The organism is Oscillibacter sp. (assembly GCF_031978065.1).
In the GTDB taxonomy this organism is placed as follows: domain Bacteria; phylum Bacillota; class Clostridia; order Oscillospirales; family Oscillospiraceae; genus Oscillibacter.
This window is the reverse complement of the sequence record NZ_DALZCH010000015.1, coordinates 16,499-43,259: the sequence shown is the minus strand read 5'-3', so window position 1 is coordinate 43,259 and position 26,761 is coordinate 16,499. Positions and strand designations below refer to the sequence as shown.

Genomic DNA, 26,761 nt, shown 5'->3' with positions numbered 1-26,761 from the left:
TTTTGACGTTTTGGGAGATGTCGATAAAGCCGCCGCAGCCGGTCACCTTTGTGCCGAAGCGGGATACGTTGATGTTTCCTCTGGCGTCGCACTGGGCAAGCCCCAAAAACGACATGTCCAGACCGCCGCCGTCGATGAAATCAAACATATAGGGCTGGTCGATAATCGCGTCAGGACAAATGCACGAGCCGAAATTCATATCACCCAGCGCAACGCCGCCGATGGCTCCGCTTTCGATGATGGAGGTAAAGCGCCCGCTTTGACCTTCCTCATTTAAAACAGCCATCACCGTTTCCGGTATGCCGATTCCAAAGTTCACCACCCGCATATCCCTGCCAAGGCACATGGCGGCTCTCCGTCCAATAATTTTGCGAACGCCCATTGGCGCTTGCACCGCCGCTCCCTCCACAACAATGTCGCTGCGGGTAAAGCGGGGGTCAAAATATGTACCATAGTTTTGTCGGTGATATTCCTCCGGCTTCGTGGTCACCACAATGTAGTCCACCAGAATGTGGGGAATCCGCACATTTTGAGGCAGAATCGCGCCTTTTTTCACCACCTTCTCCACCTGCACGATGACAATGCCGCCATGATTTTTCGCAGCGGTGGCAATGGAGATTCCCTCCAGCGTCAGCGGCTCGTTTTCAAAGGAGATGTTGCCCTGTTCGTCGGCTGTGGTGCCGCGAATCATGGCAACCGTCACCGGCGGAACGTGGTAGCTGAGATACTCCTCTCCGTCGATTTGTACCTTATCCACCATTGTCCCCGTCGTAATGCCGTTGACTCTGGCGCCGTCCAAGTCGGGATCCACAAAGGTTCCAAGTCCCACCTTGGTAATCAGCCTTGGGCGCATGGCCGCGCTCTCACGATAGAGATGGGAAAGGATGCCCTGCGGAATATTAAAGGCTTCGATTTTTTCCTGCTCCACCATGGCCCCAAGCTTTGGAATTCTGGCAAAGTGGCCGCCGATCAGCCGCTTTACCAAGCCCTCGTGGGCAAGATGGTTGTTTCCTGCGTCCTTGCCGTCCCCCACGCCGCCGGTATGAAGCAGCGTCAAATCTCTGGGGTGCCCCTCCGTGAGGAAACGGGTTTCAATGGCAATGTTGATTTCCTCCGCCGATCCGATGCCCAGAAAGCCGCCGATGCCGACATAGGCTCCGTCGGGGATTACACCGGCGGCTTCTTTGGCAGACACAAATTTTTCGTTTAGCATGGATGTACCGCCTTACAGCCGCAGGCCACCGTTTACGCAAACCACCTGCCCGTTGATGAAGGACGCTTCCTCGCTGGCGAGGAACAGCGCCGTATTGGCAACTTCAATGGGCTGGCACATGCGCCCGAGCGGCGTGCGGGCAATTAGGGGATCCAAAATCTTCGCTGGAATGGTTTTTGCCATTTCGGTTTCAATGTTGTCGGGTGCCAAAACATTGCAGCGGATTTGCTCACCGTGGAGATTCAGCTCCTTCGCCCAGGAGTAAGTCATGCCAATCAGGCCCGCCTTTGTGGCGGCATAGTTGGTTTGGCCGATGTTGCCGTAAACGCCGCTGCCGGAGGAGATGGAGAGAATGCAGCCCTTCTTTTGTTCACGCATGAAGGGCACCAATGCCTGCGTAATATTGAATGTCCCCTTCAAATTTACATCGATCACCGCGTCCCACTGCTTCTCCGTCATTTTATAAAGCATGGAATCTCTGGTAATGGCGGCGTTATTGACGAGCACGTCCACATGGCCGAACTCCTCTCTCACTTGCAGGGCAAAAGCCGCAAGAGACGTCCGGTCGGTAATGCTCAGCTTAACCGGGTGCACCAGCGGATGGGCATAGCCCCCGTCTGCCATATCAATGGAGTAAATTACCTCGGGATTTTCCTGCGCGAAGCGCTCGCACATACAGTAGCCAACGCCTCTTGCGCCGCCGGTAATTACAACAACTTTTCCTTTTAATCTGTCCATGACAGCCATATCCTTTCGAAGTCCGTGCTTTAAGCCATCATGTTCGGAAGGAACATCACCAACGGCTCGCAGTAGGTAATTATTAAGAGCGCGATCACAGAGGCAATAATGTAGTTCACCAAGTGCCTGTTGATCACCTTATCGACCTTATCGCGGGTAAGACCCGCCGCGACGTACAGGTTCACGCCCAGCGGCGGTGTTGCGCAGCCGATTGCCAGATTCACGCATACGATGATGCCAAAGTGGATGGGGTTGATGCCAAATGCCGCAACCGCCGGAAGCAGCACCGGCGCAATAATCAAAATTGCCGCCGTGGTTTCAAGGAAGCAGCCCACAATCAGCAGCATGATGTTCACCAGCAGCAGGAATACATACTTGTTCCCAGCCACGCTGATCAGCACTGCCGCCACTTTGGCCGGAATCTGTTCACGGGTCATGACCATGCCGAAAATACCGGCGCAGGCAATGATGATCATTACCATGGCCGAGGAGGACGCGGAGTCAACAAGAACCTTCTTCAAATCGGCAACCTTCAGCTCACGATAGAAGAAAATGCCGACAATCAGCCCGTAAATACAGGCAATGGCCGCGGATTCGGTGGGTGTAAAAATGCCGGTATAAATACCGCCGAGAATAATGACTGGCATTAAAAACGCGCCGATACCGCGAATAAAGGTCCGCCCCACCCGGCGAATGCTGAAGGGAATCCGGGTAATTTCCGCCTTGTGCTTTATGCCATAGCTCACCGCAATCACCATCATGCAAACGCCCAGCGCAACGCCGGGAAGAATGCCGCCCATAAACAAGGAGCCGATGGACACATCCGTGCAGGATGAGTAGGTAATCATAATCGTGCTGGGCGGGATAATTGTTCCCAGCAGACCCGCTACCGCGATGGTGGATAGTGCGAATTTTTTAGAATAGCCGTTTTCAATCAGCGCGGGTACCAAAATCCCACCGATGGCCGCCGTTGTCGCCGTGGGCGAACCGGAGAGCGCGCCGAAAATCATGCAGGACAAAATGGATGCGCAGGCAAGGCCGCCGGGAAGCCAGCCAATCAGGGAGTTTGCAAAATCGCAAAGGCGCTTGGATATGCCGCCGGAGGACATGAGATTGCCCGCAATCATAAAAAACGGGATTGCCATGAGGGTGAAGCTGTCGATAGAGGCAAACAGCCTCTGCGCACAGACAAACAGGTCCACGGTTCCGCCCACCATGGTCGCTAAAATACCGCCGCCGGCAAGGCAGAGCGCAATCGGCACGCTGAAGAACATGCAGATTAAAAAGCCGCCGAATAAAGCCGCCGTAATCATACGCTCTCCACCTCCCTGTCTTCGGGCTTGTCATGCAGGTGCATCAGAAGATGCACGATGTAGTGCCAGGTGGCCAGAAAAAGACCAATGGGCACACAGGAATACACAATGTTCATGGGAATACGCATGATGGTGGAAACCTGCCCTGTGGAGCCGTACTGCACAAACATCCGGCAGGAGAGCACAAACAAAACACCAAAAATCACCACCGTGATGGCATACTTTATTTTTATAGAAATACACTGTGCCGCTGCGGGAAGCATAGAGACGAATGCCTCCACGCCCACGTGGTTTTCTCCCTTGGCCGCAATAGAGCAGCCCCAGAATACGAACCAAATCATCAGATCTCTGGCTGCTTCCTCTCCCCATGGAAGCGGAGCCACCAGAATGTAGCGCCAAATGACAATCATACAGGTGACCACCAGCATGGCCCCACAGATAATGCCGCATATTACGCTTTCAACAATGTTTAAAGCGCGATCAATTTTTTTAAGCATACACGATCCCCGAACGGCGCCTGCCGAACGGGAATACTCCTTTCCTCAAATTATTTTCCCCATTCCCTGCTTTAGCGAAATTCTATCCGGGCGAGACGAGAAACGTCTCGCCCGGCGTTTATTTGTACAGACCTAAAATCAAGAAATCGCGGCCACCTCACTCTGGATTGCGGTAACCAGGTCCGGGTTAATCTGGTTTGCGCCAGTACCGACGTACTTTTCATAAATCGGTGCGCAGGCATCGCCCCATGCGGCGGTATCAATGTCATAGAACGTGACGCCGCCGTCTTCCAGTTCATCCTGCAAGGAGGTGAGCATTGCGTCAATGTATCTGTACTGATAGTCGCGGGCCTCATTGGCGCATTCCATAATCAGCGCCTGCGTGTCCGCATCCAGAGAATCCCACAGAGCCTGACTCATCGCAAAAAGGCAGGGGCTGTATCCGTGGTTGGTCTTGGTGATATACTTGCCGACCTCATAGAACTTCGCAGAGTACATGTTGGGAATCGTGGTGGAGGAAATCCCGTCGCAAACACCGGTTTGCAAAGAGGTGTAACAATCGCCCCAGGCGATGGCCACGCCGGTGGCGCCGAGGGCCGCGTATGTATCGGTTTGCAGGTTGGATTCAATGGCCCGGATTTTCTTGCCGCCCATGTCGCTGAGGTCTTTAATGGGTTCTTTGGAGATGATGGCATAAATGCCGTTTTCAAAATAGGTCAGGCCCTTGATAGAAGCATTGGACAGTTCTCCCAGAATCCCCTGACAGGTTTCGCCCTGCAAAACCTCGCGGGCCACTATGGAGTTGGGGAACAGATAGGGCAAATCATAGATGGTCTGAGATGCTGTGAAGTTAGAGCAGGTTGCGGTGGAGGCAACTTCAAAATCAACGGTGCCCATCTGCAGCCCTTCCATGCACTCCTTTTCGGTACCCAGCGTGCCGGCGTCAAATACTTTTATCGTAATTGCGCCGTCGGACTTTTTATTGATCAAATCTGCGAACTGATGCAGCGCGACGCCGTAAACGGAGTCCTCAGCCAAGACGTTTGCGGCAGTCCACTCGTACTTGGGATAGCCGCCTGCGCTGCCGGAATCGGAAGACTGGCCTTTATCGCCGGATGAAGACGGGGTGCTGCTGCCGGAATTGCCGCCGCCACAGGCGGCCAGAGTAAATGCCATACACAGTGCAAGAATAAAACTTAAGCCCCTCTTTTTCATATTGAAACTCCTCCTGTTTTCTCCATTTGGACGTTGCTCTGCAAATATATACAGCAATGACCGTGCCACTTTTTTGAACGACGCACTTTTTTGTTTATAATATCAATTACAGGGTTTCTTCCTGTTTATCTCTCACAAAGTATCTTTGTGTGCGGCAGGAAAACAGCGCGGTGATACCGCCGCCCCGCCTTTTCCGCGAAACAAAAATGATAAATGCCAATCATGGTGATATAAAACTGTATCGCCGCCTGCGTAAGCATATATTTCCATCCTGTTTTCAAGGGGTTTGTGATTTTTCAACCGACAAACACCGGCTTTGAAACGGTTGTAAATCAAAATTATTATGATAATTGATACAGAATTGTATCAAATTTCTTTTTCCAGTCCTTGCCGCCTTGCAAAACAAATCGCAATCATTTAAAATAGAAGGAAATCATCGAGAGGAGAATCCCTATGCAGGAGTCAAATTGGCACTTGGTGGCAGCGTGCATGCTGCTCTTTCAATACACCGGCGACGCCGCCTACATCGTAATGCCTGACGGACGGATTGTTGAGGCAAATGACACCTGTCAGGAAATCTTGGGGATTCATCGTGACGATATTCTTGGGAAAACCGTGGACGACTTGTGGGATGCGGGCATTTTCGACGAGAAAGTCAACGTCTTTCTCGGTTACGATGATACAGATGTGAATACACTTCTTCACAGTCTCAACGAAAACGGGCTGGAGGAGTATAACGTGAAGGACGCGCCCCGGCTTTCCCTGTATGCCATTGAGCGAAAAACCGCAGTCACCGGCATCAATAAGCTTGCCAGCAACGGAAAAATCGTTTTATACGTCTGTATCCCCATCTTCAAAGACGGCGGCGCGCTGGACTTTGTAATTTCCATTGTGCGGGATTTAACCGACACGATGCTGCTGAAAAGCAAGCTGGGCAAAATGGCGCAGGATTTGGAGTATCTGAAGACCTTGCAGTTCGGCTCCTCTTTTATTGGCAGCTCCCCTGAAATGATACGGGTAAAATACCTGATCAGTCAGGCCGCCTCCTCGGACGCCACCATTCTCATCAGCGGGGAGACAGGCACCGGAAAAGAGGTTGTCGCCCGGGACATTTTTTCCAAAAGCAATCGGCGGGACAAGCCGTATATCCGCATTAACTGCTCCGCCATTCCTGATGCGCTCTTTGAATCAGAGCTGTTCGGATATGAAAAAGGCGCCTTTACCGGCGCCTTGAATACCCGCAAAATCGGCCTTTTGGAGCTTGCAAATGAAGGCACGGTCCTTTTGGATGAGATCGAGGATCTGCCGCTCACCATGCAGGCAAAGCTTCTGCGGGCATTGCAGGAGCAGGAAATTATCCGTGTGGGCGGAAATGAAATTGTAAAAATAGATATCCGCGTCATTGCGACCTCCAACAAGGATTTGAAAAAAATGGTGGAGGATGGCCTGTTTCGCCGGGATTTTTACTATCGTTTGAATGTGGTGTCCATCAACATCCCGCCCCTGCGGGAGCGGCGAGAGGATATTGTTGCGTTGGCGGGTACGTTTTTAAATCGGGCCAACGAGAAATACAAGCGAAGTAAATTTTTCGAGCCTTCGGCCATTACCCGTCTGGAGGCCTATGAGTGGCCGGGAAACGTGCGGGATTTGGAGCACACGGTGGAACGGTTGGTGATCATTGGCGACCAAAGCGAAATTACCGGTGAGGACATCGAAATGGCCATTAACGGGGACCGTGTGTCGCCGGTTAAGGAAATGCCGCATTTACAGGATATGATGGACGCCTATGAGCGTCAGCTTCTGGAAAACGCCGCGAAGAAATACAAAACCAGCCGAAAGATGGCTGAGGCTCTGGGCGTCTCCCAGCCGACGATTCTGCGAAAGATGAAGCACCTCGGGGTGAAGCCGGAGTAGCGCGGATAGCCTTTCCTTTTGTTTAAAAGAGCACGCTCCCGCGGATTGGAGCCTGCTCTTCTGTTTAGCGTGTGGTTCCATAAACTTTTCATCTGTAAAAATCTAATACTATTGGCAAATCCATAGAGTGCAAAATACAAAAGCCGAAGACCCTGATCAATCAGGGTCTTCGGCTTTTTTATATGTGGCGTCCCCGGGCAGATTCGAACTGCCGGCCTTCCGCTTAGGAGGCGGAAGGCCTCAGTTTCCTCTGTTTTCCGGGTGCTGTTTCATACGAAAATGGGCAAATTATGCAGATTATTGGTGCTGATTCGTCAGAATAGGCTTTGAAATTTGTTTTGCTCTAATGGATGTTATCAGGTTTGTTAGCATCATGTTAGCACGAAAACGGCGGTCGCCCCTTACCGTCACCTGCATATTTTGCAGGTGATTTCTTTTTGTAACAAGATAAGGGAGGATACACGCATGAAAAGCGGTTCAGTAGATATGGGCGTATTTCGCAAAAAAAAGGGTTTCACAATTTCAAGCAACAGTGCAATCAGAGATGCAAATCTGTCGCTGAAAGCAAGGGGACTCTACGTCTTGATTCAGTCCTATATCACCTTGGAAACCATCGATCTGACAAAAACTTATCTGGTTAAACATTGCAATGAGGGAGACACAGCATTCGACTCTGCTTGGAACGAGCTGAAGAAGAACGGATATTTGAAGGTCCATATCTATCCGGCAGAACGCGGGCGCTTCTGCTATGAATACGAGCTCTTGGATGAAGCCAACTTGCGCGGCGGCGTATATCTTTATCGCTATAATTCTAAAGGAGAAGTGTCAAGCACAAACGCGGGGGCTGATGAGCCAACAGTGAAAGAACCCCTGCCTGCCCACCACCCCGATTTCCACCCCAGTGGTAAGCACCCCGGTGGTGACCATGCCAGTGGTGACCACCACGGTAGTAACAGGGGTGGTAATATAATACTCCCATTAAATACTAAAGATAATACTCTAAATAAAGACTCTATCAATCTATCGGACGTTAAAACAGTGCAGGCATCGGAAAGCGATGGATTGAGTGAAGCTGAAATAAAAGAACAGGTTATTGACGAATTGGGAGATCAACAGAAAGTTCCATACGTTTATGCTTCCGACCAGCGGAAAATGCAAGCAGCCATTCACTATTTGACTGAATGGGATTTTTTTCAGAAGCATCCCTATACCACATTGCGTGGTTTCGTTGATGAGCCGAGAATGAACGCTTTTAATTTCTGCGTGGACTGCCTTATTGATATGGCCTGTGCGCAGGAAATCCGCAATTATCGTGGAGCCAGCATTTCCTATGCCAAGGTAATTGACGCCATCAACAATAACTCAAATCATTGCTGCGAGGGTGGACTGCTTGAATTTTTGGAAGAAGCTATGGACGATTTTATCAAGGCGTATGAGAACACGGATGTTCGAGATAAGCGGAAGTATGCTATGTCTGTCCTTTGGAATTGCTTTTCTACCTATAAGGTGAAGCAGGACGCGGAATATATCGGATAGAAAGCATTATAAACATTACACGAAGCTGTAATAGCAAAAATCACTTACTTACGCTATGTCATCACTCTTAAGTTTTTCAAGCATATTGGTCAATTCTTCAACCACTTGTATAAATGTTTGTATATGTAATATTGTAAAAGCTTTTTCTTTTATTTGAGGATCTTCAATTTGCTCTTTCAATAAATCCTTAAGTTCCGAAAATCCTTTCAGACCTTCTTCAATCTTTAAATCTCCGGTTTGAATATTGCATACCCAAATTTTTTGGAAGTAGTTAGCAAATAAATCTTTACCAGCATTATTTTCTCCGGCGAACGCTTTCGCTGTAATGATTGCCATTTCATCATCGAACACATTAAACCTCTTATTTTGAATGATTACAAAAGATGCAGATGCAAGCTCTTTCATTTTTTCAATATATAATCTTCGATTCTTGAAAAACATATATCCATCATCAAGTGCAAAGTCATAAATAAGCTTATACATACTCCATTCCTCACATGTGAAATGTTCTCTATTCTCTTCACCAATGACATGAAATAATATTTGTCCATCCGGCAATTCCCTTTTAATGCTCTCTATGCACTTGCAGACTCCACTCATAGCTTTTTCCCAATCTATGGCTTCTGGGAAGGAGTAGCCGTAGCTCCTTGCCCAACTGCTATTTTCAATAAAACGGACATAATCATCTAAAGTTAAACTGCCATCATAAACGTTATATAGAAACTCACCAAAGCCTTTGTCAAGTACATCTTCCTCAATATCCATTATTCGATTGACTTTTATAATCTCCCAAGGCTTTAGAGGTTCTTCACGTTTCTTAATAATTTCAATTTCATAAGAAATAGCATCCCCATTCCAAATGCCAAGAAGTATCCACTGCTTTACGGCGTCAAACATATATTTATTTTGAAAAGCCGGGTATAATTTACGCACTTCCTCGTCTGAAAAAAGAGTACCGTATGAACTTTCTTTAGCAATATTAGCCTTATATGAAATTACATATGATGTAAAACTATAAAACCATTCAGCAACATTGGTAAAATTATTATCTTGTAAAATTTTGTACACTCGATAAAAGTCACTTATAGCACATTTTAAACTTCTGATGTTATGGGGCCATCTTTCCCCTGACTTTCGTTTCTCAACATACCCAAAAGCATTTCTGTCCGGCGCAAATAATTCTAATAGACTTTCCTCGCATTTTTCCACGAATGCTTTATACTCACCATCTACATGTTTTGTTTCGTTTATAACGGCATGTACTATTTTCGGGTAGTCAGGCAAATATTGCACTGTTCGCTGAATAATTTTTTCTTTTATTTCCGAGTACGAAATCTCTCCCTGTTCTCCTTGAGCGGGTTTTGTAACTGGTTCTTGTTTGATTTTAATCTTCTCTTGATTTGCGACGATAATCGTATGATACTTTTGATTCTCGCAGTAATCGTTGATAATGCCCAACACTTCTACACTACTCATACGACAACGTTCTAGATCATCGAAAATAAGTATTACTGATTTGTCCACCATTTTGTTGCTAATTGGGAAGAAAGAAGTTATGTCTGTAGTAGCGATACCCCTAACCCATTCAGGAAGAAATTCCAATTTTGAAATAAGCTTTTTCCCTTCAACAACTTTTTCGGATACTCCATCAAAACCTTTAACTTTGCAATATTCTCCTAACCATGCACTTTTTACAGCATTATGTATTTCTTCATGTGAAAATATGCCAAACAATGATACTCTGAGAACTACTGCTTGGCCTGCAAGAGCATCTTTTAATTCATGCTCTATAAAATAAGTTTTTCCACACCCCCACTCTCCTGTTAGTAGCAGAGCACCTACCGGCTCAATTTCTCTGCAATAGTATAATAATTCATCAATGGTGTTCATATCGCTATGCGTCCTCCTTCCAAGATTTACATTTCGCTCAATTGCCCAAAAAGGTAAACGCGCACATTCTTTCGATCTGTACGATATTGCTATAGCTTTCACAGGACAAAAAAGTTTTTTCTTCGAGCCCATCTTTTATTGGAAAAACTCATATTAACAAGATAAGAATAATATGGACACTCGTTGTAATAAATTAGTGGTTAAATTTATATGCCAAGAAAGTATGCTAAAACTGCTCCAAGAATAATAATTACCAAAGAAACGTACAAAATTATCATTACTTTATCTTTAAGTACTGACATTACAAGTTGTTTTGTTGATAATTGCTTATATGTACTATACTCTTCAACAATTCCATTGCTTATGCGATCCAAATCATCCACTAATGCAAAATTGCAGTCTTTTAATGAATTAACCTTTCGGGTGTACGCACTCATCTGTTGCAAAAGATTTACAAGAGAACTATCATTAATATGAATTTTAACGATGTCTTCATACATTATTGACGCTCTGTCTTGAGTATCCTTAATCATTTTTCTTAAGAGTGCCTCTGCATCAATCCATCGGCATTCCTTGTGGTTTGTATAGTATTCACATTCCGATTTATATCCTCTTTCTGCGGTTTCTTTGCGCTTCCTTGAATCCTCATCATAATCGGTTTCAAGGACTTTTCGAATTCCAAAAAGCATGCCACGGATGTACTCCATATGTTTGAGAATGTGTTCAACACTTTTTAATTGGTTTAAATATTCTGCCTGAATTAGAAAAACCCTTGATACGATAAGACTGGAAATGATGCCGCCAATGATTCCAAGAATTATATTTAGAAACATGCTGAAAAGCATGTAATCACCTCATTCTAATTCTGATAATAGAACTTCGCGTAATTGCTAAAACATGCATTTGTTCAATATGGAACCTACCATAGTCCAATAAAAATTATACCATGTACATTTTAAAATCACAATGTTCTATTGCCTTATGTAATACTTATTTCCAGCAGATTTTTTCTTTTACTGCTTTGCAAAATACGCGCTTATGCAATTTAAGCATCTGCAAAAATGCTCCGTTTTTATTCTCCATTTAGAACCCTGTTTTACAGCGTAGCAAGCAGTGGATAACGGATAGCCACAGCGTTCCGCTTTGACTCTCCCATTATCCGGCTTGTTAGTCCGAAACCGCGCCGCGTTTTTGTGGGGCGACGCCCCCTAATACCCCTGCCCCGATTTTCCGGCAGCGCGGAAAATCCATACCGCAATCTCTCACCGTGAGAGAATAAATATATCAAACCCGTTTGCTCATTTTACGAAAGAGGGTGCATCACTTTGAGTGAAGAAGGACGAATGAGAAAAAAACAAATGATCGTGCGACTGCTGGAAGAAGAAAATGAAGTGCTTTGCATGAAAGCAGAGGAAGCTCAAATGTCAAAAGCAGAGTATTTGCGAAATGTAATTCTGTACGGCGCGGCGCATAAGACTACCTATTTTTCCGCAGAAAATCAGAAAAAAATTATCATGGAAATGAGCTGCATCGGAAACAACATAAACCAGATTGCGCGTATAGCAAACAGCACAAAAACGGTCAATCAGGATGAGATTGAAAGCATTGAAACCGCAGTCTACGATCTGAACGATTTGATTCTTGATTTTACGAGTAGATGACGCTATGGCTTACACAGAGATTCACGCAGTCACCGCAACCCCTGATCGCGCGATTTCCTACGTTTTGTCCGATAAAACAGAAAGAATCGAGACAGAACATGAGGCGTTTTTCGATGTCCGGCATGATGTTTTTTGCCGTGAAGATCAGCTATATGTTCACTATCCCACGTTGGCTTCCTTCATGGGAATCAGCCGCCGTTATCCAATGCTTTCCTTTAACTGTTTACGTGAAAACGGGCAGGGAAAGTTTCAATCTGGCGGGAGCAGAGCTAAGAATGGAAAAGAACCGCTGCTGTATCACATGACGCAGAACTTCAACGGTCGGGAACTCTCGCCGGAGTTGGCAAATGAAATCGGCATGAAAATCTGTTTAGAGGTTTTCCCTAATTTTGCTTTCATCGTTACGACGCACATCAACACGAACAACATTTACAACCCTTTCATCATTTCCGCATGGGACAACGACGGCAAAAAAGTCAATGACTGCCTTGCGCTGAAACGCCAGATACGCCGCGTGTCCGACAGACTTTGCCGTGAACACGGCCTGTCTACGCTTGATAAAACAGCGGGCATGAAAGTAGTCAAATACAAAGACAACGTTGGCGTCACGCGCTTCTACGAGCCGACAGAACGTAAAGCCGAGCTGATTGCAAAGCGCAAAGATCGGACAGCCATCAAGGACAGCATCAACAGCTACCGGATTACGCTGCCATATGAACGCGAGCAATACCAGAGAAAGCGGAATTGCGATTTGATTAAGATGGATATTGACAGTTTCCTGCCGATATGCGCAAGCTATGACGAATTGCTGAAACGGTTGCAGGATATCGGGTATACTATCCGTGCGAAGAAGAAAAACGGAGATTGGCTTGCCCATGTATCGTTCCAGCCGCTAACCGCCGACAAAGCGACACGGGAGGATAAAATCGGCGCGTTCTATCTGCGGGAGAACCTGACGGCTTATCTGGAAGAACAGGCACAACGCGAAGAGCGATCCTATGAGACAACTGACGCGCCGGTAATCCCCTATTTTGCCGACTATGTGTATGGCGAAACAGACCTTGCAAGTATCGACCTTAATTATCGAAGCGTTAAGGTGAAGGACGGCTATTCCGTCGTTCCGAGGACAGAAGGAGAAAAGAAGCTCATTACTTCTGCGCTTGCCTGTAACGCTAAGGCATGGGATATGATGGATATGGAGGCGCTTTCCAATCTGATTGCATTACAGCTTAACGAAAAGGACCACCGCAGACCGTATTTCAAGCGAACGGAGGAACAACGCTTGGTGGCCCAGATCAATGATAGTTTAGATTGCCTACGCTTTACAGAAAAGCATGGCCTGTTTTCTTATGAGCAGTTCTTTGCGTCTTATCAAAACTATCAAAGAATCTATAACGATGATATGGAAAAGCGGAAGGTCATTGTTGATACGATTGCAAAGCTGAAAGACGCGGCAACGCTACCAGAGAAAGCACAGGCGCTGGAGCAGCGCATTCATGATCACAGAGGCAATGCAGCCTACATATTCGACGAGTGCCGCTTTGATGAAGCGGAATTGGAGAAGTGCAGAGCATTGATGCGGAGCTACAAAATTGATGCGCTGGAAAAGCAGCAACAGTTGAGAGATACCGTTGCCGGTTTTGAGGCACGGTTGCAGAAGGTCGATGTGATTATTGAGGAAGTGCGGGAACGAATGCAACAAATTGACCTTTGCGTAAGAACCTATGACCGCATTGACATTGCCGCCGGAAAGCAGGATGTTGATTTCATCCGCAGATACGAGGCTATGAAGCGCGGCAAGTCAGAACAAGCCGATATATATATCGTGCCGGAAAAGCTGAAAAAGCAGCGGGAACAGGAACGGGAATAGTTTGCTCTCACCGTGAGAGATTTGGCATCGAAACTATAAAAGGTCGGCAGGAATCCCTGCCGACCTTCTCGTTCATTTGAAACGGGCAACTTTCACAACGCCGCTTACCCGTAAAGACGGCACCAGATTTTCGGAGCGATTTATTACCGCCGCCTACTCCAACTGCGGCTCAATTTGATAGCTGTATTTTAGCAGAATGTGCATAATTCGTCAAGTCAACACACTGTGCGGAAAACTCTCACCGTGAGAGCTATGCGCTTACTTGCACGACGGTTCTCCCTGCTCTTGCCGCATTGGCATCATGTACGGCGCTTGTTCAGGCGAATTTATGTATTGTTCCTCCGCCTTGCGCTGGGCCTCGATCAAAATATCGATTGCTTTTTCTGTCTCCCGAAAAAGCTGAAAATACATTTCCTTGTAGTTTGGCATAACCGATCTCTCCTTCAACTTTCTCTGGAAGCGGTATCATTTAGCTTTAAGACTTCAAGGGCAGACGGGAACAATTACGCTCCCAAATCGGCGCTTTCTTCTCTTGCCATTTTCGAACGTGCGCTACTTCATCCAAAACAGATTGAATCAATTCCCCGTCGGACGTACTTGCCTCGACCAAATCTCTCACGGCAGGGTGTACATCAGAGAAATCTTCTTGTGGTGGCTCGACCAGCGCCCCGATCTCATTTAGCCATACAATGGCGTCCATAAAGCCAATCAGATGAAAATTTCGTTCGTTTTGAGACATGTTGAAAAATCCAAGCTTCTTGTATATATCAATTCTGTTTGGATCAGAAAAAAAAGACTGAATATCCTTTCCTGCGCTCAACATGGCATGCAGCCCCACTGTTGAATCATCAAACTCATTGATTGCAATACTGGCTATCATATCAACGATTTCTCTATCCACAGGCATTCATCCCTTTACTGTTTGCTTTCGTGCGTTGTTATGACTGGTTTATTTCTGACGGGTCAATTACCCGCATATGCTCCATTCGGTCAAGTACTTCTTCCGTGGTCGGCTTTCGACCGAACTCCTGCTCCAAGACATCTGCAACGGATAGTACAAAGGTCGGATTGCTTTTCAGGTCATTCATACTCGGCATGTTGGCTTCTGTATTTTCAGATATGGACGGTTCAGCCTGTACTGCAACTGCCTGTACTGCTTTAGACTGGCGCAGGCTGCGAATGATGTAACGAATATCCAGTATCATGCAGAGCGTAGCAATACCGATAAAAATCCAGTACATACGCTCGTCATCCAGCCACGATACAGACATGGAAACTTTATCCATGACCCATGCTATACAGAAAAAGCCCGCGACTGTACCAATCAGCGACAGTAAACCGCCCATCATGGGACTTAACAAGCTAAATATAGAAACGGCGACATAGGCAGCAGACGCAATCAAAAAGCCTGTACCAAGATATTGAAGGGAAAGGCCTCCGTAATAACCGTTTGCCCAGATTAGATATGCACCAAGCCCAGCAAAAAAGGCAAGTATTTTCAAAACTCTGCGTGATACCACACTCATAATTCACCTCCGACTTATTATAACACAAATTATAACATATATATCACCGAGAATCAAACATAAAATATGTTTGTCGGAGGCGATGATATGAGCAACGATAACCTCATTGTAAAAGCAAAGCGTTCCAAGGGAGACGACGGCTATAAAACATTTTCTGTGCGTATAAAGGAAGAAACTGTCGCTAAAATTGATGCTGTTTCTTCGAAAACGGGGCGCAGCAGGAATGAGTTGATCGGTATGTTTCTGGAATATGCCGTTGACCGCTGTGTGGTCGAAGGGCAAGAGTGAAAATCGGCGCTGTGCAATGCCGCACAACGCCGATTTTTTTATAATAAATAATTTTATCTGCCACATTTGCCTTTTAATCTGCAACAACAAATGCTATAATGTAGCAAATGGACTTTGCGTGTAGGAATTGAAAGGAGCGGTTTCATGCGCGAATTTGACTACTCCCATATTACTGACCAGTTGCTGACGCCGGAGATCGTGAATCTGGTTTCCGCAATTCACGAATATAGGGGCAAGCAGACACTTTATTTGGAGGCCAAGGCCGACTCCTTAACCAGTATGCTTGAAATTGCAAAGATTCAAAGCACACAGGCATCCAACCGCATTGAGGGCATCTATACTTCGGATGCCCGTCTTGCCGAGATCATGCAGCAAAAGGCCGAGCCTGCCAGTCGCAATGAACAGGAAATTGCGGGCTACCGCGATGTGTTAGCTACCATTCATGAAAATCATGAATTTATTTCTCTGCGTCCCTCTATCCTTTTACAACTTCACCGGGACTTGTACCGCTACAATGGCGCCGGGATGGGCGGTACTTTCAAAAACGGCGATAATGTGATCGAGGAAGTGACCTCTGACGGACAGCACAGAGTGCGGTTCAAGCCCGTTTCCGCCTTTGAAACGCCGGATGCGGTTGACCATCTTTGCGAGGCGTACCAACACGCAATTACTTTGCCAGAGGCAGAGCCTCTTTTGCTGATTCCGCCCTTTATTCTGGACTTTCTATGTATTCACCCGTTTAACGATGGCAACGGGCGCATGAGCCGCCTACTTACCCTTTTGCTGCTTTACCGTGCCGGTTACATTGTCGGCAAGTATATCAGCATTGAAATGATTATCGAAAAGACCAAGGACACCTACTACGATGTGTTGCAGCAGAGTAGCACCGCATGGCAGGACGGTAAAAATGATTACAAACCCTTTGTGCGGTACTATCTGGGCGCACTTCTAAGCGCCTACAAGGACTTCTCTCGGCGGGTAGAATTCATTTCCACCAAAGGTATGACCGCAGCGCAGCGCGTCGCGGAGATCGTCAGAGAGAAGGTCGGAAAGATCACAAAAGCAGAAATTGCCGCCATGTGTCCCGATTTGAACAGCGGCACCATCGAACGGGCTTTGACCGAGCTCGTCAAGGCAGAAACCATTTTGAAAATTGGCGGAGGCCGCTATACGGCCTACACCTATAATCATGAAAAAGCCGCTGATTAACAGCCGCTCAGAACGGAGGAAACGTCCATGCCCACATTGGAATGGATTGGAAAAGATAAAGTTGTGAATCATCATTTGGATGTTCCGTACCGGGTACTGGAGCGTCAGTACAGCTTTGACGAGCAGGGACAGCGCACAGAGGACAACGGCAGTGAAAACATGATTATCCACGGGGACAACCTTTCCGCATTGAAATCACTGCTGCCCCGCTATGAGGGGCGGATTAAGTGCATCTATATAGATCCGCCCTACAACACTGGCAACGAGGGCTGGGTGTACAACGACAATGTAAATGACCCACGCATCAAGAAGTGGCTGGGGGATGTGGTCGGCAAGGAGGGCGAGGACTTGTCGCGCCATGATAAGTGGCTGTGCATGATGTACCCTCGCCTGCGGCTGCTGCAAAAGTTGCTGGCGGAAGATGGGGTAATCTTTATCAGTATTGATGATACAGAGTATGCTAATTTGAAATCAATCTGTGATGAAATATTTGGCGCAAACTGCTTTGTATCCAACATTTCGTGGCAGCGAACCTACTCTACCCGCAATGATTCTAAGGGCATTGTCAATGAAGTGGAGCATATTCTTGTATACAGTAAGCAGCCGGAGTGGAGTCCTAATAAATTGCCTCGGACAGAAGCAATGAATTCTATATACAAGAACCCAGATAACGACACGACCTTATGGACAAGCGATAATCCGTTTGCGCCTGGGGCTGCGACGCATCAAGGCATGGTTTACGCAATACAGCATCCATTTACGGGAAAAATGATTTACCCAAGCAATAATGCCTGTTGGCGCTATCAGCAAGATACCATGTTGGAAATCATGAATGGTTGGACACGCTACAAGTTGGAAGATTTACACGACGAAAAGGAACGTGCCCATGTATGCGGTGTTTCGGAGAATAGTGTACGCCCCGGTGTGCAGGCTATCGTATTGGCAGACCCGTTAGAAATTGCGCAAGAGAATGCGCAGAAAATTCTAGAACGCGGCCAATGGCCTCGGTTTTACTTTACAAAAAGCGGAAAAGGCGGCGTGCGTAGAAAGACTTATCTTGAAAATGTTGGCGGGCGTCTGCCCACAAACTTTTGGCCATATTCTGAAACTGGCCATACCGATGAAGCAAAAAAGGAAATGCTGGCTATTTTTGATGGCAGAGCGACTTTTGATACACCAAAACCTTCCCGACTGGTTGAGTTTGTTCTGCGTATTGCAGGAAACGAAAACGCGCTTATCCTCGATTCTTTCGCCGGTTCCGGCACGACCGCCCATGCGGCGCTGAATCTGAACAAAACCGACGGCGGCCACCGCAAGTTTATCTTAATTGAAATGATGGACTATGCAGACTCGATCACCGCAGAACGCGTGAAGCGCGTGATTCGTGGCTACGGAGAAGGCAAGAGCGCCGTTCCCGGTACGGGCGGAGATTTCAGCTACTACGAGCTGGGAAAGCAGTTGATGAACGGGCGGAATCTGAACGAAGCAGTGGGCGTTGAAAAAATCCGGGAATACGTGTATTTCACAGAAACCAAACAGCGTCTGCCCGCACCCAAAGCGGACGAGCCATATTTGCTTGGCGCTCATCTCGATTCCGCATTCTACTTCTATTATGAAAAAGAGCAGATCACCACATTAAACCGGGAGTTTCTGCATACCGTCAAGACCGCCGCAGGCAGTTATGTTATGTATGCAGACCTCTGTACACTCAGCGAAACGGAGTTGGGCAAATACCATATTACCTTCAAGAAAATCCCACGTGACATTACCAAACTGTAAAGGAGGGCCGAAAAATGGAACTGAAAAGCTATCAAACGACGGTCATGAATAATTTAACAGCCTATCTAAACAGCGTGAATGTGGAGCCGGATTTGTTTGCCGCATGGAAAAACTATTGGATGAAGCAAGATGTTTACGTCGGATTTGGTGGCGTTCCGGCCTATAACAACGCGATTTCCGGCGTTCCGCATATCTGTACCAAAGTACCGACCGGCGGCGGCAAAACTTTTATGGCTTGTGCCGCTGTCAAACGCATTTTTGACGCCATGCCTTCCGACAAGCCCCGCGTGGTGGTTTGGCTGGTACCGTCCGATTCGATTTTGAACCAGACAATAAAAAATTTGTCTGAAGTGACGCACCCCTACCGTCAAAGGCTAGATGCAGATTTTGCCGGGCGCGTGGCGGTCTATACCAAAGAAATGCTGCTGAACGGACAAAATTTCTCGCCGGATACCGTGCGTGAAATGCTGACGGTCTGTATTTTAAGCTACGGTTCTCTTAGAATCGACAGCAAAAAGAAAGATGTACGCAAGGTCTATCAGGAAAACGGAAATCTCCTGCGCTTTGCAGAATATTTCAAGGATGACGATGTGCTTCTGGCAGACACGCCGGACACAGCGCTGATTCAGGTATTGCGCCATTTGTCGCCGGTAACGGTGGTGGATGAGAGCCACAACGCCGGTTCAGATTTGAGCGTTGAAATGCTGAACAATCTCAATCCGTCCCTTGTGCTGGATTTGACGGCGACGCCGCGAAGAAACAGCAATATCATCTCCTATGTGGACGCCCGTGAACTGAAAAAAGAAAACATGGTGAAGCTGCCTGTCGTGGTCTACAACCGCACCACGCGACAAAGCGTGATTCAGGATGCCATCCAACTGCGCAGCAGCATCGAGCAGCAGGCCGAGGCAGAGGAAAAGGCCGGAGGGCCGTATAATCGTCCCATTGTCCTGTTTCAGGCTCAGCCAAAAACCAATGAGGACAGCGAGACCTTTGACCGAGTAAAATCCATGCTGGTGGATATGGGAATCCCCAAAGAGCAAATTGCGATCAAAACGTCTAAGGTGGATGATCTGGGAAAAACTGATCTCATGAGCCGGGATTGCCCCATACGCTACATCATTACCGTCAATGCGCTGAAAGAGGGCTGGGACTGCTCCTTTGCCTATATTTTGGCGTCGCTGGCGAATAAGACTTCTACGGTGGATGTTGAGCAGATCGTTGGGCGTATCTTGCGCCAGCCACACGCCAAGAAATACTCTGCCGCACTTTTGAATACTTCTTATGTTTTGACTTGTTCCAATGACTTTCACAACACACTGGATAATGTCGTGCGTGGGCTGAACAACGCCGGTTTTTCACGCAAGGACTGCTATGCAGCACAAGAACCTGTTCCCGCACCTATGCCGGAGCCGACTGGTGCGCAGATGGAAATACCGCCACAGGCGGAAGGGCAGCCAGACAGCTTTGACGATATCGTTTCTGCCGAAATAAAAGCATCACTGGAAACGCAGGGTGAGACCGGCACGGCAAGCCCCGCTGTCAACGAAATGGTGCAGGCAGCCACGCAGCAGGCCGCGCAGTACGAAGGAACAATGAATGGCCCCGCCAATTCTGGCTTCTTGGGAGGTGAATTGGGGACAATGCTGAAACAGAATGCCATGCAGCCTCAGTTTGCCGAAGGAGCAGAAAAATTGCGGGTTCCGCAATTCTTCCTAAAAACAGTCCCGGATTTATTCGGCGACGAATTCTCGCTGTTGGAACCAGAAAACTTATCTGACGGTTTCTCGCTCAGTGGACAGGATGCCAAAATCAGCTTTGAGCTTGCTACCGGCGAAATGTATCAGGTTGATATTCAGGAACAGGGCGAGGCCGTGCCGAAGTACAAGCGGACTTCTAAGCTGGAAAGCGAGTACATTCGGGCAAAGCTGGCGACAATGCCGCAGGAACAAAAAATAGCACAGTGTACGGATATGATCTGCGCCCAAATCAACCGGAACAATCGGTATGCCGCAGCGGAGATCACAGACTATGTACGGCGAATTGTCGGGAATATGAAAGAAGATGAGATTGCCGCCATGGAAACGGCAATTCCTGTCTATGCGCAGAAGATTCAGAAAAAGATTGATACGCTGGAAGATAGTTTCCGCGAAGAGCAGTTCTATCGCTGGCTGGACAGTGGAAAAATTGTTTGTCGGGAGTCCTATGCCCTGCCCCCTGTTATTACGCCTGCTGAAACGACGGATTCCATTCCCAATTCGCTGTACGAGGCGGAACGGGACGATATGAACCCGGAGGAGCTGAATACGCTTGACGTGGTTGTCGGGATGGACAATGTTCTCTGGTGGCATAGGATTATTGAGAAAAAGGATTTCAGGATTAACGGCTGCATCAATCATTATCCTGATTTTATGGTAATGATGAAATCTGGAAAACTGGTTTTGATTGAGTATAAAGGCGCTGACCGCGACAATAGCAATAGTAAGACAAAGCTGAAATTGGGACGGAAGTGGCAAGATAAAGCTGGTGATACATACCGTTACTTCATGGTATTCAAGGACAGAGAATTGGGACTGGATGGCGCATATACGCTGGATCAGTTTGCAGGCATTTTGAAAGACCTGTAAAAGCTGAAAGCATGGAAGCAAATCTCTCACGGTGAGAGCTCTCACCGTGAGAGATCTCTATATCTGCAAAGCTGTGTACGGACAAATACTTGACATTATGCTATTATGGCTGAAATCGTCTGTAAGGCGTTTTAACGCGTCTCTCTCCTGAGACATGAATAATTACCGCTGATGATATGAAAGCCGCCTTAACGAGCGTTAAGGCGGCTTAATGCTATTTCTGTGATCTAATCTGAAGAATCCTCCGTTTTTTCCTCAAGTGGCATTTGATTCATCTCTCCAAGATGCGGGGGAAATACTTTCGCATATTTTATTTTCCATTCCTCATAATCTTTTGCCTCGAGAGTGCAGTTCTCGTAGGCTTCCTTTTGCTTGCCCCAATATTCGACCCGATACCTTAAATCCGGGTCAGTAATAAGAATAGAGCCTCCGTCGCCATCGTTAGATATTGTTATTTTTTTTAATGATTCAAGTTCAAACAGATAATACATGATCTCTATGTTGGTATCAGTGTTATTTGCAGCGAGAAAGGATGCAGGAACTCCAAGAGCACCTGCCAAATCAATTATTTTTTTCCTGGATGGGACACGGATTCCTAATTCGTACTGCCGAATTCTCGAATCAGATTCCTTTGTGACAAAACCAAGTTCTTTTTGTGTCCAACCCAGCATATTACGCGCAATTCTAATTTTATCGCCTACTGTCATATCATGTTCCCCGCTAACACTTAAAAGTGAATATTATTGTCATTATATCAAATTGGATTTTACTATTGACAAAACTGGGCGGACAAATTATTATAAGAAATAACAGATCCAAAATACGGACCTAGTAAGGACCTTATTTAGAAAACGGCCACAGTTCAGAAATTGTTTGCATATCTATTTTATCACACACGAAATGAATAGGATAGTAGAAATTTTAGCTTTTAAGAAAGGATTGACGATTATGGTACAGACTATTGCTCAAAAAGACTCACGAAACTACGAATGCCGCACCCTTAGGGTAGAGGACATTCAAAACATTTTGGGAATTGGGCGTTCCCAAGCATATAGCATGGTGAACCATGCCGCAGATCATGGAGAACCATTTCGGGTTATACGCGTTGGAAGTGCGCTTCTTATATCCAAAAAATCGTTTGATGAATACTTGGATGTACATGGTCTATAAAGGAGGCTGCTTATGGCAAGCATACAAAAACGCCCCAAGGATGGCAGTAAGCTAAAGAAGCGTCGCAAATACGACGAGGACGAGTTGCGCTATAACATATCATACCGCGCCGAATTGTGCGAAGGGATCAAAAAGCAGCGTCAGAGAACGGTCAGCTGTTCTGACGAAGCAGAAGCAGTAAAATTACTCCCCTTTGTTCAAGAAGCGGAGGATGAGCATCGTATCTTTGACAAAGCTGCTGTTCTAAAACAGAGCGCCTCAAGTACAAGTGATTTAAATGTATCTCAATCAAGCGAAGACATGACCATAGCTGCTTTGGTATCAGAATATGCGCGTTTGCAGGTATCCTTAAAGGAGTGGGAGGGCAGCACAAGCAAGAGTTCATGGGGAACGATTAACAACTACATTATCCCATATTTCGGAGAATTAAAGGTAACTGAGGCAAACACTCTGGTTTTTCAAAAAATTTTTGATGATTTACAGAATCACAGCGCCGCGTCAGGCAACCATACATCCGAGCCTGATAAGATAGGACCAAATATCTTAGATGATATAAAAAAGATATTACGCCCGGCCTATAATATGGCCAAGCGTTATGGTTTCGTCAAAGATAATCCGGTTGTAGACGTAAAGCTGCCCAAACCACCGGCGTATGATCGCAAAGTATTGACCGAAGAAGAATTCTTGCAGGTGGTAAGAGCTTGTAGTGATGAATATTTGCTCCTTTCCATGCTGACCATGACGTCGCTGACATTGCGGACAGGTGAAATGGAAGCGCTTACTTGGGACTGCCTACATCTAACCAATAAAAGCAACCGGCCAGAATGGAAGCCGTATGCGCATATCGGAAAGTCAGTTGCGAGAATTGACAAGCAAAACTTTCCGAACACGCCTATTTTGTTCGCGTTTCCAGATATTTCACCTAGTTGCACATCCAGCCTTGTCTTAAAGCTTCCCAAGACAAAGGAAAGCGTCAGAGACATCTATATGCCCGATTCTTTGCGGTTGATGTTATTGGAGCTCCAGAAGCGTCAGAAAGCATACATAGAGCAAGTCGGAGGCCTATATCAGGACTACGGTCTTGTCTTTGCACAGAAAAATGGACGCCCGTATGTAAACGATATGTTTAACAAGAGATTCCAGAAACTAATTCACCCCCTTGGGTTTGAGGGGTATACGTTTTATTCCTTGCGTCATACCGGCGCTACGATCAAGTTAAGCGCAACAAAAGATGTAAAAAGCATACAAGCAGACCTTGGGCATTCTACGCCGGATATGACGCTACGCCTGTATGCCAAAGTGGTTGATAAAGACCGTAAGGTTACGGCGGATGAAATGGAAAAGTTGGTTCTCGCAAAGCTGAAAGCGCCGGACGAAGAGGAACAAGACTAACCAGTTAAAACGAGATAATATGACGCACACCAGATGGACGATATGACGATGTTAGCATTTTTGTTAGTAAAACGGCAGCGGTTTTCAAGAGACATAAAGATATGTTAGCCTGCATCATAGATCAAAAATTAAGCCTAATTCATCTTCCATACTGCAATGCAGATCAAAATATTAGCAATGGTTGAGCAAAAGAAAACAAATAAAAAGCGACCAAAACGGTCGTAAAAACGACGGTTTTAGCCACTTTTGGCACCCTTGACGCGATTCGAACGCGTGGCCTTCCGCTTAGGAGGCGGACGCTCTATCCATCTGAGCTACAAGGGCTTATGAACTTAATTGAATACGCAGACGACGGTAAGGCGGTCACTCGAGCGAAGAATTAGGAGGCGGATGCTCTATCCGGCTGAGCTACGGAGACATATCTAAGTGCGGAGGAGTGGAACCGCTTGCTATTCTACCCGATTTCCGCCCCGCTGTCAATTGAAAAGCCCGGCACAACTTTGCCCCGGCCGGATTTTCCTTCCTTGGTTCAAACGGCAAAAAAGCTTTAAAGCGCGGCGATTCGGTTGAAAAGGCCGTTGCAGTCCTGATAAAAAGCATTTATAATATCCGCAGACGGACAGGACGGCACACCCAGAGAATTCAGCGCGTCCAACCCGCAAACCACAGTTCTGCCCTCCGGACGGGCAGGAGCAAAGGAGCGAACAGGCATGACAAACGTGGCACTGGTGACAGGAGGAAGCCGGGGAATTGGTCGGGCAATTGCCCGAAAGCTTGCCCAGCAGGGCTATGACGTGGCCATCAACTATCACCGCAGCCGCCAAGCCGCCGAGGATCTGGCGGACGAGCTGCACCGCGCCGGGTGCAACGCCGCTGCGTTTGGCGCGGACATGGCGGATTCCGGCGAAGTGGACGCGATGTTCCACGCCATTGAAACCGCACTGGGGCCAGTGGGTACGCTGATCAACAACGCGGGAATTGCCCCTCCCAGAGGACTGTTTCAAGACGCGGACGATGAAAGCTGGAATCGCACTTTTGCGGTGAATGTAGGCGGAATGCGCGGTGCCATCCGCCGCGCTCTGCCTCACATGCTCCACGAAAAGCGAGGCAGCATTGTCAACATCTCTTCCATCTGGGGCCTGCGGGGGGCCTCCTGCGAAACGGTATACGCCGCCACAAAATCCGCTGTGATCGGACTTACCCGCTCGCTGGCTCTGGAGCTGGCCCCATCCGGCATCCGGGTAAACGCGGTGGCGCCCGGCTGCATAGAAACGGACATGCTCCGCACCCTCGACCCGGAGACGCTGGCAGATCTTGCCGCGCAAACGCCCCTCGGCCGTTTGGGAATGCCGGAGGACGTGGCTGCTGCGGCGGCGTTTCTGGCGAGCGACGAAGCCGCCTTTATCACCGGACAGATCCTCACGGTGGACGGAGGTTTCACCGGGTAGAGGATGGCTTTATCACCCCGAAAGCACCCCGCCCGGCTGCAAAAGCAACCGGGCGGGGAATTAAAAATCAGGCGAAAATCAAGCGTTGCAAACCGGGACGATCCAGCCCTTCGTGTCGGGGATTCTGCCCCACTGGATGCCAGTAAGGGTATCGTACAGCTTCTGGGTCAGGGGGCCGATTTCGCCGTGGCCGATCTGGGCGGTCTGATCCTCATAGTCCAGCTTCTTGACGGGGGAGACGACAGCGGCGGTGCCGGTGCCGAACACCTCCTCCAGCTTGCCCTCGCGGGAGGCCTTCATCAGGTCGTCGACGGCCAGCTTGCCCTCCACAACCTCATAGCCCCAGTCTTTCAGCAGCTCGATGATAGAGCGGCGGGTGACGCCGGGGAGCACGGTGCCGTCTCGGTCCTGCGCCTCGGCGGTATAAAGCTTGCCGTCGATCTTGAAGAAGATGTTCATGGCGCCCACTTCTTCAACATACTTGCGCTCCACGCCGTCCAGCCACAACACCTGGCTGTATCCACGCTCCTCGGCCACCTTGGCGGCAAGCAGAGACACCGCGTAGTTTCCGCCGCACTTGGTAAAGCCGGTGCCGCCCGGGCAGGCGCGGACATAGGTGTCCTCCACATAGATGTCGATGGGGGCCAGACCCGCCGCGTAATATGCGCCGGAGGGGGCGCAGATGATGATGAACTGATAGGTGGTGGACGCGTGAACGCCAAGCTGGGCCATGGTGGCAATGGTGAACGGACGGATGTACAAAGACGCGCCCTCGGAATGGGGAACCCAGTCCTTCTCGACCTCCACCAGCGCGCGGATGGCCTCCACAAAATCCTCTTCGGGGATGGCGGGCATGCACAGGCGCTCCTGCGTGTTGTTCATGCGGCGGGCGTTGCAGTCCGGGCGGAAAAGCTGAATTTTGTTCTCGGCGGTGCGATAGGCCTTCAGGCCCTCAAAGCACTCCTGCGCATAGTGGAACACCACGGCGGAGGGCTCCAGAGAGATGGGAGCATAGGGCACAATGCGGGCATCGTGCCAGCCCTGACCCTCGGTATAGTCCATAATAAACATGTGGTCGGAAAAAGTTTTTCCGAAGCCCAGCTTGGACTCGTCCGCAGGCTTTACTTTGGGGGAAGTCGTCTTGGTGATCTTGATGTTCAGCATTTGAAATTCTCCCTTACTTTTATTTTGAACTGATAAAGCAAAAGGCTCTCGCACCCCTGAAATCAGGGAGGCGAAAGCCAAACTTCCGTGGTACCACTCTCTTTGCCGCAACGCGGCCTCTTATGTACGCTTCCGCGCACCGCCCCTGTAACCGGGAGGCCCCCGTCGCCGCCTACTGAAGAAACTTCTCTTTGGGCGGGCCGCTTCCGGGCCAGACCGATCAAGCCGCGTCCGCTGCCTCGCACCGTGCGGCAGCTCTCTGAAGTCGGCGTTCCTGACGGCAATTCCCGTTCATCGCGTTTTGAATATTA

The 26,761-nt window shown here is 47.9% G+C and carries 22 protein-coding genes and 1 tRNA gene; 10 read left to right on the top strand and 13 right to left on the bottom strand.

What is annotated here, in order from left to right:
* The 5 genes from RTK01_RS04025 to RTK01_RS04005 all read right to left on the bottom strand — a co-directional run.
* On the bottom strand, nucleotides 1-1,213 hold a 1,213-nt coding region (locus RTK01_RS04025; RefSeq protein ID WP_312279742.1), incomplete at its 3' end, for a malonate decarboxylase subunit alpha.
* Nucleotides 1,214-1,225: 12 nt separating this feature from the next.
* On the bottom strand, nucleotides 1,226-1,951 hold the full coding sequence (locus tag RTK01_RS04020) for an SDR family oxidoreductase (RefSeq protein ID WP_312279741.1): 726 nt from the start codon (nucleotides 1,949-1,951) through the stop codon (nucleotides 1,226-1,228).
* Between the two features lie 29 nt (nucleotides 1,952-1,980).
* Nucleotides 1,981-3,264 (bottom strand): TRAP transporter large permease, encoded by a 1,284-nt coding sequence (locus RTK01_RS04015; protein ID WP_312279740.1) that lies wholly within the window; start codon nucleotides 3,262-3,264, stop codon nucleotides 1,981-1,983.
* Entirely contained in the window at nucleotides 3,261-3,761 is a 501-nt protein-coding gene (locus RTK01_RS04010) for a TRAP transporter small permease (protein WP_312279739.1), read from the bottom strand. The genes RTK01_RS04015 and RTK01_RS04010 overlap by 4 nt, the downstream gene beginning before the upstream one ends.
* Before the next feature lie 138 nt (nucleotides 3,762-3,899).
* Nucleotides 3,900-4,976: a TRAP transporter substrate-binding protein gene (locus RTK01_RS04005; RefSeq protein WP_312279738.1), complete on the bottom strand. Its 1,077-nt coding sequence runs from the start codon at nucleotides 4,974-4,976 to the stop codon at nucleotides 3,900-3,902.
* A 453-nt stretch (nucleotides 4,977-5,429) separates the two neighbouring features.
* Here RTK01_RS04005 and RTK01_RS04000 point away from each other — a divergent pair, with 453 nt between their 5' ends.
* Nucleotides 5,430-6,890: a sigma 54-interacting transcriptional regulator gene (locus tag RTK01_RS04000; protein WP_312279737.1), complete on the top strand. Its 1,461-nt coding sequence runs from the start codon at nucleotides 5,430-5,432 to the stop codon at nucleotides 6,888-6,890.
* A 465-nt stretch (nucleotides 6,891-7,355) separates the two neighbouring features.
* Complete coding sequence (locus RTK01_RS03995) at nucleotides 7,356-8,426, top strand: hypothetical protein (protein WP_312279736.1); 1,071 nt, start codon at nucleotides 7,356-7,358, stop codon at nucleotides 8,424-8,426.
* 48 nt (nucleotides 8,427-8,474) lie between these two features.
* Here RTK01_RS03995 and RTK01_RS03990 read toward each other — a convergent pair whose 3' ends face one another.
* Nucleotides 8,475-10,316, bottom strand: a complete 1,842-nt coding sequence (locus tag RTK01_RS03990; RefSeq protein WP_312279735.1) for a P-loop NTPase fold protein — start codon at nucleotides 10,314-10,316, stop codon at nucleotides 8,475-8,477.
* Nucleotides 10,317-10,522: 206 nt separating this feature from the next.
* Nucleotides 10,523-11,161: a hypothetical protein gene (locus RTK01_RS03985; protein WP_312279734.1), complete on the bottom strand. Its 639-nt coding sequence runs from the start codon at nucleotides 11,159-11,161 to the stop codon at nucleotides 10,523-10,525.
* Nucleotides 11,162-11,641: 480 nt separating this feature from the next.
* Here RTK01_RS03985 and RTK01_RS03980 point away from each other — a divergent pair, with 480 nt between their 5' ends.
* The gene (locus RTK01_RS03980) at nucleotides 11,642-11,977 is read left to right on the top strand and encodes a plasmid mobilization protein (RefSeq protein WP_312279733.1); all 336 of its coding nucleotides are present in this window, start codon (nucleotides 11,642-11,644) and stop codon (nucleotides 11,975-11,977) included.
* 4 nt (nucleotides 11,978-11,981) lie between these two features.
* Nucleotides 11,982-13,847: a relaxase/mobilization nuclease domain-containing protein gene (locus RTK01_RS03975; RefSeq protein ID WP_312279732.1), complete on the top strand. Its 1,866-nt coding sequence runs from the start codon at nucleotides 11,982-11,984 to the stop codon at nucleotides 13,845-13,847.
* 258 nt (nucleotides 13,848-14,105) lie between these two features.
* On the opposite strand, the gene RTK01_RS03970 is transcribed toward RTK01_RS03975, so the two are convergent.
* From RTK01_RS03970 to RTK01_RS03960, 3 genes are read right to left on the bottom strand one after another with little or no spacing between them, the layout of a single operon-like run.
* On the bottom strand, nucleotides 14,106-14,276 hold the full coding sequence (locus RTK01_RS03970) for a hypothetical protein (protein WP_312279731.1): 171 nt from the start codon (nucleotides 14,274-14,276) through the stop codon (nucleotides 14,106-14,108).
* A gap of 46 nt (nucleotides 14,277-14,322) precedes the next feature.
* On the bottom strand, nucleotides 14,323-14,748 hold the full coding sequence (locus RTK01_RS03965; RefSeq protein WP_312279730.1) for a hypothetical protein: 426 nt from the start codon (nucleotides 14,746-14,748) through the stop codon (nucleotides 14,323-14,325).
* A gap of 37 nt (nucleotides 14,749-14,785) precedes the next feature.
* Complete coding sequence (locus tag RTK01_RS03960) at nucleotides 14,786-15,373, bottom strand: hypothetical protein (RefSeq protein ID WP_312279729.1); 588 nt, start codon at nucleotides 15,371-15,373, stop codon at nucleotides 14,786-14,788.
* A gap of 87 nt (nucleotides 15,374-15,460) precedes the next feature.
* Between RTK01_RS03960 and RTK01_RS03955 the strand changes: the two genes are divergently transcribed.
* The 4 genes from RTK01_RS03955 (at nucleotide 15,461) to RTK01_RS03940 (ending at nucleotide 21,276) form a co-directional block, all read left to right on the top strand.
* Nucleotides 15,461-15,661: a CopG family transcriptional regulator gene (locus tag RTK01_RS03955; RefSeq protein ID WP_312159416.1), complete on the top strand. Its 201-nt coding sequence runs from the start codon at nucleotides 15,461-15,463 to the stop codon at nucleotides 15,659-15,661.
* Between the two features lie 144 nt (nucleotides 15,662-15,805).
* Entirely contained in the window at nucleotides 15,806-16,870 is a 1,065-nt protein-coding gene (locus RTK01_RS03950; protein ID WP_312279728.1) for a Fic family protein, read from the top strand.
* Between the two features lie 27 nt (nucleotides 16,871-16,897).
* Nucleotides 16,898-18,649, top strand: coding sequence for a site-specific DNA-methyltransferase (locus RTK01_RS03945; protein ID WP_312279727.1), 1,752 nt, complete (start codon nucleotides 16,898-16,900; stop codon nucleotides 18,647-18,649).
* Nucleotides 18,650-18,663: 14 nt separating this feature from the next.
* The gene (locus RTK01_RS03940; protein ID WP_312279726.1) at nucleotides 18,664-21,276 is read left to right on the top strand and encodes a DEAD/DEAH box helicase family protein; all 2,613 of its coding nucleotides are present in this window, start codon (nucleotides 18,664-18,666) and stop codon (nucleotides 21,274-21,276) included.
* A 227-nt stretch (nucleotides 21,277-21,503) separates the two neighbouring features.
* On the opposite strand, the gene RTK01_RS03935 is transcribed toward RTK01_RS03940, so the two are convergent.
* Nucleotides 21,504-21,983, bottom strand: coding sequence for a helix-turn-helix transcriptional regulator (locus RTK01_RS03935; RefSeq protein WP_312279725.1), 480 nt, complete (start codon nucleotides 21,981-21,983; stop codon nucleotides 21,504-21,506).
* A gap of 475 nt (nucleotides 21,984-22,458) precedes the next feature.
* Here RTK01_RS03935 and RTK01_RS03925 point away from each other — a divergent pair, with 475 nt between their 5' ends.
* Nucleotides 22,459-23,838: a site-specific integrase gene (locus RTK01_RS03925; RefSeq protein WP_312279724.1), complete on the top strand. Its 1,380-nt coding sequence runs from the start codon at nucleotides 22,459-22,461 to the stop codon at nucleotides 23,836-23,838.
* Nucleotides 23,839-24,085: 247 nt separating this feature from the next.
* On the opposite strand, the gene RTK01_RS03920 is transcribed toward RTK01_RS03925, so the two are convergent.
* Nucleotides 24,086-24,162: transfer RNA gene (locus tag RTK01_RS03920), tRNA-Arg, on the bottom strand.
* A gap of 386 nt (nucleotides 24,163-24,548) precedes the next feature.
* Here RTK01_RS03920 and ymfI point away from each other — a divergent pair.
* Complete coding sequence (ymfI, locus tag RTK01_RS03915) at nucleotides 24,549-25,286, top strand: elongation factor P 5-aminopentanone reductase (protein WP_312279723.1); 738 nt, start codon at nucleotides 24,549-24,551, stop codon at nucleotides 25,284-25,286.
* 78 nt (nucleotides 25,287-25,364) lie between these two features.
* Here the strand turns inward: ymfI and RTK01_RS03910 are convergent, their stop codons facing one another.
* The gene (locus RTK01_RS03910) at nucleotides 25,365-26,450 is read right to left on the bottom strand and encodes a branched-chain amino acid aminotransferase (RefSeq protein WP_312279722.1); all 1,086 of its coding nucleotides are present in this window, start codon (nucleotides 26,448-26,450) and stop codon (nucleotides 25,365-25,367) included.
* Nucleotides 26,451-26,761 lie beyond the last annotated feature (311 nt).

Bases quoted from the DNA above. Each gene is read 5' to 3' on its own strand.
- RTK01_RS03975 (WP_312279732.1), top strand. From the start codon at position 11,982: ATGGCTTACACAGAGATTCACGCAGTCACCGCAACCCCTGATCGCGCG.
- RTK01_RS03935 (WP_312279725.1), bottom strand. From the start codon at position 21,983: ATGACAGTAGGCGATAAAATTAGAATTGCGCGTAATATGCTGGGTTGG.
- RTK01_RS03985 (WP_312279734.1), bottom strand. From the start codon at position 11,161: ATGCTTTTCAGCATGTTTCTAAATATAATTCTTGGAATCATTGGCGGC.
- RTK01_RS03950 (WP_312279728.1), top strand. From the start codon at position 15,806: ATGCGCGAATTTGACTACTCCCATATTACTGACCAGTTGCTGACGCCG.
- RTK01_RS03945 (WP_312279727.1), top strand. From the start codon at position 16,898: ATGCCCACATTGGAATGGATTGGAAAAGATAAAGTTGTGAATCATCAT.
- RTK01_RS04010 (WP_312279739.1), bottom strand. From the start codon at position 3,761: ATGCTTAAAAAAATTGATCGCGCTTTAAACATTGTTGAAAGCGTAATA.
- RTK01_RS04005 (WP_312279738.1), bottom strand. From the start codon at position 4,976: ATGAAAAAGAGGGGCTTAAGTTTTATTCTTGCACTGTGTATGGCATTT.
- RTK01_RS04015 (WP_312279740.1), bottom strand. From the start codon at position 3,264: ATGATTACGGCGGCTTTATTCGGCGGCTTTTTAATCTGCATGTTCTTC.
- RTK01_RS03955 (WP_312159416.1), top strand. From the start codon at position 15,461: ATGAGCAACGATAACCTCATTGTAAAAGCAAAGCGTTCCAAGGGAGAC.
- ymfI (WP_312279723.1), top strand. From the start codon at position 24,549: ATGACAAACGTGGCACTGGTGACAGGAGGAAGCCGGGGAATTGGTCGG.
- RTK01_RS03990 (WP_312279735.1), bottom strand. From the start codon at position 10,316: ATGAACACCATTGATGAATTATTATACTATTGCAGAGAAATTGAGCCG.
- RTK01_RS03995 (WP_312279736.1), top strand. From the start codon at position 7,356: ATGAAAAGCGGTTCAGTAGATATGGGCGTATTTCGCAAAAAAAAGGGT.
- RTK01_RS03960 (WP_312279729.1), bottom strand. From the start codon at position 15,373: ATGAGTGTGGTATCACGCAGAGTTTTGAAAATACTTGCCTTTTTTGCT.
- RTK01_RS03910 (WP_312279722.1), bottom strand. From the start codon at position 26,450: ATGCTGAACATCAAGATCACCAAGACGACTTCCCCCAAAGTAAAGCCT.
- RTK01_RS03970 (WP_312279731.1), bottom strand. From the start codon at position 14,276: ATGCCAAACTACAAGGAAATGTATTTTCAGCTTTTTCGGGAGACAGAA.
- RTK01_RS04000 (WP_312279737.1), top strand. From the start codon at position 5,430: ATGCAGGAGTCAAATTGGCACTTGGTGGCAGCGTGCATGCTGCTCTTT.
- RTK01_RS03940 (WP_312279726.1), top strand. From the start codon at position 18,664: ATGGAACTGAAAAGCTATCAAACGACGGTCATGAATAATTTAACAGCC.
- RTK01_RS03925 (WP_312279724.1), top strand. From the start codon at position 22,459: ATGGCAAGCATACAAAAACGCCCCAAGGATGGCAGTAAGCTAAAGAAG.
- RTK01_RS04020 (WP_312279741.1), bottom strand. From the start codon at position 1,951: ATGGACAGATTAAAAGGAAAAGTTGTTGTAATTACCGGCGGCGCAAGA.